This window comes from Neisseria sp. Marseille-Q1983, assembly GCF_018224585.1.
Taxonomy (GTDB): Bacteria; Pseudomonadota; Gammaproteobacteria; order Burkholderiales; family Neisseriaceae; genus Neisseria; species Neisseria polysaccharea.
In genome coordinates, this window is the sequence record NZ_JAGTUI010000051.1 from 1 (window position 1) to 5,523 (window position 5,523).

At 52.1% G+C, this 5,523-nt stretch carries 6 protein-coding genes; 3 read left to right on the top strand and 3 right to left on the bottom strand.

The genetic code is table 11. The features are described from left to right. The 3 genes from KEM39_RS09755 to KEM39_RS09765 all read left to right on the top strand — a co-directional run. Positions 1 to 196: hypothetical protein (locus tag KEM39_RS09755; RefSeq protein ID WP_211709930.1), on the top strand; the 196-nt coding region annotated here is incomplete at its 5' end. A 13-nt stretch (positions 197 to 209) separates the two neighbouring features. Continuing rightward, positions 210 to 1,115 carry a DMT family transporter gene (locus KEM39_RS09760; RefSeq protein WP_118997482.1) on the top strand — a complete coding sequence of 302 codons (906 nt, stop codon included), beginning with the start codon at positions 210 to 212 and terminating at the stop codon, positions 1,113 to 1,115. A 45-nt stretch (positions 1,116 to 1,160) separates the two neighbouring features. Further along, on the top strand, positions 1,161 to 1,310 hold the full coding sequence (locus KEM39_RS09765; protein WP_170314391.1) for a hypothetical protein: 150 nt from the start codon (positions 1,161 to 1,163) through the stop codon (positions 1,308 to 1,310). A 218-nt stretch (positions 1,311 to 1,528) separates the two neighbouring features. On the opposite strand, the gene lepB is transcribed toward KEM39_RS09765, so the two are convergent. From lepB to KEM39_RS09780, 3 genes are all read right to left on the bottom strand, one after another. Continuing rightward, positions 1,529 to 2,548 (bottom strand): signal peptidase I, encoded by a 1,020-nt coding sequence (gene lepB, locus KEM39_RS09770; RefSeq protein WP_118997481.1) that lies wholly within the window; start codon positions 2,546 to 2,548, stop codon positions 1,529 to 1,531. A 144-nt stretch (positions 2,549 to 2,692) separates the two neighbouring features. Next, complete coding sequence (lepA, locus tag KEM39_RS09775) at positions 2,693 to 4,486, bottom strand: translation elongation factor 4 (RefSeq protein ID WP_003750774.1); 1,794 nt, start codon at positions 4,484 to 4,486, stop codon at positions 2,693 to 2,695. A 142-nt stretch (positions 4,487 to 4,628) separates the two neighbouring features. After that, positions 4,629 to 5,330 (bottom strand): 5'-methylthioadenosine/adenosylhomocysteine nucleosidase, encoded by a 702-nt coding sequence (locus KEM39_RS09780; RefSeq protein ID WP_002239678.1) that lies wholly within the window; start codon positions 5,328 to 5,330, stop codon positions 4,629 to 4,631. Positions 5,331 to 5,523: the final 193 nt, after the last annotated feature.

Here is a 5,523-nt window from a genome sequence, read left to right on the forward strand (position 1 = left end):
TCTCTTTGAGCTAAGGCGAGGCAACGCCGTACTGGTTTTTGTTAATCCACTATATTCGGGTTTTATCTGGCAGGACGGTTTTTTGCCCCAACGGAAAATAGCCGGCCTGCCCGTAAAGTCAGCCGTTTGTCCGGGCGCAGCCGGGGCTTTGGGCTTCAGACGGCATATTTTCGGAATGGCGGCATTTTTGCCGTAGGCGCGGCAGCCGTATGGGGAAGGGAGGGGATATTGTGGTCGGTAACGGAAAAAAATATGCCGCACCATTGCTGGTGCTGGGTTGCGTGGTGTTCGGTCTGGGCAGCCTGATTGTCAGATCCGTCCCCGTCGGCCCGTATGCAATCGCATTTTGGCGGTTGCTGATTTCGGTGTTCGTATTTTGGTTTTTAGCACGGTTTTTCGGGCAAAAATTCCCAAAAAACAGGAAAACCGTCCGATATGCAATGACGGCGGGCGTGTTTCTTGCTTTCGATTTGGCGTTGTGGCACGAAAGCATACACGCGGTCGGGCCGGGTATTTCCACCCTGCTCAACAGCCTGCAAATCTTTTTCTTGTCGGCAATCGGTGTTTTCTTTTTTAACGAACGTTTGAGCGGGCTGAAAAAGGCGGGCTTAATATCGGCAGTTGCTGGCGTGGCGATGATTGCCGGTGCGGAATTCGGCTACAACGGTAATGCGGTTTGGGGATTCGTCAGCGGTTTGGTGTCCGGGCTGATGCTCGCCCTGTCGATGGTGTTCGTCCGCAAGACTCATGAAGTCGAGCCGGTGGCACTTTTCCCTTCAATGATGATTTTGAGTTTGGGCGGCGCGGTATCGCTGGTTGTTCCGGCATTGCTGATGGACGGTGGCGCGCTTTATCCGACGACTTGGAAAGATGCGGGTTTGGTGCTTGTGTACGGCGTGGTGATGCAGTGCTTCGCGTGGGCGATGGTTGCCTATGCGATTCCGCTGCTTTCGCTGTCGCTGACGGGGCTGCTGCTTTTGTCCGAACCGGTTGCCGCCCTGTTCATCGATTATTTCGGATTGGGCAAACCGATTGAAGGCGTGCAGTGGGCAGGGGTGGCGCTGACGCTTTCGGCAATTTACCTTGGTTCGCTGAAACAGCAGTCCGAGCCTTGACTCCGTCCGGCATCAGATTTTCTGCCGTGGCAAAACTGCGTACGATTGAACTGGCAGGCAGTCAAAACCGGCAAGACCAAACACGCCGGCAACGGCGCGGAGCAGAAAATGCCGTCTGAAGCCCTTTCAGACGGCATCGGGGCGGGCAGAATCAAAAAAGCCGCCTCCGCTGGAATGGCAATGCAACTAAAATAATGTCCGTATTTCCATATGCCGCCCACACCGTCAGTCGGACGAAATGCCCTTTATTCAATGGGATGGGTTTCCACACAAACGGAAATATAGTGGATTAAATTTAATCCACTATATTATCCCCGAGGCTGACGGCAGGGAAACAAGGCGTTTGATGATAAAAATGCCGTCTGAAACAGGGTTCGGACGGCATTTTTGATGTTCCGGCGTAATTTTCCGGCTTAACGGATTGCTGTACCGGCTCTGCCGAAATCGCCGAAGTTCATCAAAATGAACATTGCCTTGCCGACAACCAGCTTGTCATCCACAAAGCCCCAGTAGCGCGAATCGGCACTGTTGTCGCGGTTGTCGCCCATAGCGAAATAGCGTCCTTCGGGAACTTTGCACACGAAACCGCTGCCGTCGTCGGCATATTGGCAGTGTTCCAAACCGCTTTGCTCTATGGAATATCCGTTTTCAGACATAATATCGGAGGTATATTTGCCCAATACGGGCAGGGAAACGGCAGGCTGTCCTTCTTTTCTCAGAATATTGAAGGATTTGCCGTCCAAACCGCTGCGGAACATATCCGTGTTGTGGATTTCGGAAGGGTCGGTGTCGTCGGGATAACGGTATGTGCCGTCAGGAATGTCGGAAGTGGGTTTGCCGTTTACCGTCAAAATCTTATCCCGATATTCGACCACATCGCTCGGAATGCCGACAATACGCTTGATGTAGGTCATCTCCGGTTGCAAAGGATAATTAAAAACGACCACATCGCCCCGTTCGATTTTGCCCGTGGGGATGAATACATTGTTTAAAACGGGTACGCGCAGGCCGTAGGAAAATTTGCCGACCAAAATGAAATCGCCCTTGATCAGGCCCGGGCGCATCGAGCTGGATGGAATTTGGAACGGTTCGGCAATAAACGACCGGATGAGGAACAATACCAAAACGGTAGGGAAGAAACCGCCGAAATAATCGCCGAAGTGGCTGCTTTCCGAGATTTCGGGATGAGTCTTCAGGCGGTATTTGTATACCCCCCAAGCCGTACCGCACAATACAACGAAAATCAGGAAAACGGCGGTAAAGCTCATAAACAGGGACAAAGCGGCAAACACGCCGACCGCCGTCAGGATATAGGCGTATTCGAGACCGGAACTCCATTCACCGTTTTCCTGCCGCTTCTTGTCGCTTTTGAAATAAAGGATGATGCCGGCAAGCAGCGCGGCAGCCGCGCCCGACATTAGCATTGTGTTCATTGTTGTTCCTTAATGCTTAAAAACCCGCCTGTCCGTGCAACCGTTTTAAGGCGGCAAATTGCAAAATTTGTTTGCGGGCGCGTGCCCCTGAAATCAGGACGGTTTGAGGGGTGTTCCCGACGCGCCGCCCTATGTGCCGAAATATTATTTGTCGCTTACCTGCAAAATCGCCAAGAACGCGCTTTGCGGGATTTCCACGTTGCCCACTTGTTTCATGCGGCGCTTACCTGCTTTTTGTTTTTCAAGCAGTTTTTTCTTACGCGTAATATCGCCGCCGTAACATTTTGCCAAAACGTTTTTACGCAGGGCTTTAACGTTTTCGCGGGCGATAATCTGGCTGCCGATGGCAGCTTGGACGGCAATGTCGAACATTTGGCGCGGAATCAGTTCGCGCATTTTCGATGCCAGCTCGCGGCCTCTGTGAACCGAGCTTTGACGGTGGACAATCAGGCTCAAGGCATCGACTTTTTCACCGTTAACCATAATGTCGAGCTTAATCAAATCAGACGGTTGGAACTCTTTGAAATGGTAGTCCAACGAAGCATAACCGCGCGAAGTGGATTTGAGTTTGTCAAAGAAGTCCATGACGACTTCGTTCATGGGCAAATCGTAAGTCAGCATCACTTGGCGGCCCATGTACTGCATATTGACCTGCACGCCGCGCTTTTGGTTACACAAAGTCATGACGTTGCCGACGTATTCCTGCGGCACAAGGATGGTCGCGGTAATAATCGGCTCGAGAATGGTTTCGATGCTGCCGATGTCGGGCAATTTGGACGGGTTTTCGACTTCGATTTTCTCGCCGCTTTTCAACACGACTTCGTAAACCACCGTCGGCGCGGTGGTAATCAAATCCATGTCGAACTCGCGTTCCAAACGTTCCTGCACGATTTCCAAGTGCAACAGACCCAAGAAACCGCAACGGAAGCCGAAGCCTAATGCTTGAGAAACTTCAGGCTCGAATTTCAATGAAGCATCGTTCAGCTGCAATTTTTCCAAAGCATCACGCAAAGCTTCGTAGTCGTGGCTTTCCACGGGATAAAGGCCCGCGAATACTTGGCTTTGTACTTCTTGGAAGCCGGGCAGCGGCTCTGAGGCGGGGTTGGCAACCAGTGTAACCGTATCGCCGACTTTTGCCTGTCCCAATTCTTTTACGCCGGTAATCAAAAAGCCCACTTCGCCGGCTTTGAGTTCTTGTTTTTGAACCGATTTCGGCGTGAATACACCCAGCTGCTCGACCTGAGTTTCCGCCTTGGTGCTCATAAAGCGCACTTTGTCTTTCAGTTTGATGGTGCCGTTTTTCACTCGAATCAGCATGACCACGCCGACGTAATTGTCAAACCACGAATCGACAATCACGGCTTGCAGTGGCGCGTTTTCGTCGCCGGTCGGCGCAGGGATTTTGGCAACGATTTCTTCCAAAACGTCTTCCACTCCGATACCGCTTTTGGCGGAACACTGTACCGCACCGACCGCATCGATGCCGATGATGTCTTCGATTTCCTGTTCAACGCGCTCGGGGTCGGCGGCAGGCAGGTCGATTTTGTTCAAAACAGGCACGACTTCAACGCCCAAATCAATCGCGGTGTAACAGTTCGCCACGGTTTGCGCTTCCACACCCTGCGACGCGTCAACGACCAAAAGCGCGCCTTCGCAGGCGGACAGCGAACGGGAAACTTCGTAAGAGAAGTCGACGTGTCCCGGCGTGTCAATCAGGTTGAGTTGATACACCTGCCCGTCGCGTGCTTTGTAGTTGAGCGCGGCGGTTTGCGCTTTAATGGTAATGCCGCGCTCTTTTTCGATGTCCATGGAATCGAGTACCTGCGTACTCATTTCGCGCAAATCCAAACCGCCGCAGTATTGGATAAAACGGTCGGCAAGCGTCGATTTGCCGTGGTCGATGTGGGCAATTATGGAGAAATTTCGGATATTTTTCATTAGAGTTATTTTGAATGTCGAACAGTGGGTTTTAGAAATGCCGTCTGAACAAACAGCGGTACGTCCGAATATCGGGCGCAACGTGGAAATAGCCCGATATTCTAACGGAAAACCGCTGTTTTGGCATGATTTGATAAAGGTTTTATAAAGATTTGACGATTTCTGCCACCATTTTTGCAGAACTTGCCGCCGCCGTTTTCAAAAATTCGTCAAAGCTGATGTCTGCCTTTTCGTCTGCCGAATCGGAAACGGCGCGGATGATGACGAAAGGCGTTTCCAACTGATGACAGGTTTGGGCAATCGCCGCCGCTTCCATTTCCACTGCTTTGACTTCGGGGAAGTGCTTGCGGATTTCCGCCACGCCTTCGCTGCTGTGGACGAAGCGGTCGCCGCTGACAATCAGCCCTTGTTCTACCGCCGCGCCTTCAAACGTCCGCGCCGCCCGTTTTGCCGTTTCAATCAATATGCCGTCTGAAGCGAACCTTGCCGGCAGTTGCGGCACTTGCCCCCAGGCATAGCCGAATGCGGTTACATCGACATCGTGGTGTGCGGTTTCCGTGCCAATCACCACGTCGCCGACTTTCAAACCCTTGCCCAAACCGCCCGCGCTGCCGGTGTTGATGACGCAGTCCGGTGCGAATTGATGGATAAGCCAAGCCGTTGCAACCGCCGCGTTGACCTTGCCGATGCCGCTCAATGCAAGCACCATGCGTTTTCCCGCCAATTCGCCTTCATAGGCGGAAAATCTGCCGAAAGAGACGGCTTTGACATTTTCCATCATCTCGCGCAAAAGCTCGATTTCTTGTTCCATTGCGCCGATAACGGCTACTGTTTTCAAAGACATATTGCTGACCTGCTGTGAATTTCGGATAGAATGCCGAATTATACACGCTAACACGGCAGGATTGAGTGGGGGCGGTTTGTCCGTGCCGTCTGAAACGGTTCGGACGGCATGGCGGGTTTTTGGTAGAATGGGAAGGTACAGATTGTTTGAAAATTGGGGGACGAGGATGTTTACCGATGAAAATATGACTGCA

What these genes read in the sequence shown, in the direction of transcription:
- KEM39_RS09760 (WP_118997482.1), top strand. Translation starts at nt 210, where the DNA reads ATGGGGAAGGGAGGGGATATTGTGGTCGGTAACGGAAAAAAATATGCC.
- lepB (WP_118997481.1), bottom strand. Translation starts at nt 2,548, where the DNA reads ATGAACACAATGCTAATGTCGGGCGCGGCTGCCGCGCTGCTTGCCGGC.
- lepA (WP_003750774.1), bottom strand. Translation starts at nt 4,486, where the DNA reads ATGAAAAATATCCGAAATTTCTCCATAATTGCCCACATCGACCACGGC.
- KEM39_RS09780 (WP_002239678.1), bottom strand. Translation starts at nt 5,330, where the DNA reads ATGTCTTTGAAAACAGTAGCCGTTATCGGCGCAATGGAACAAGAAATC.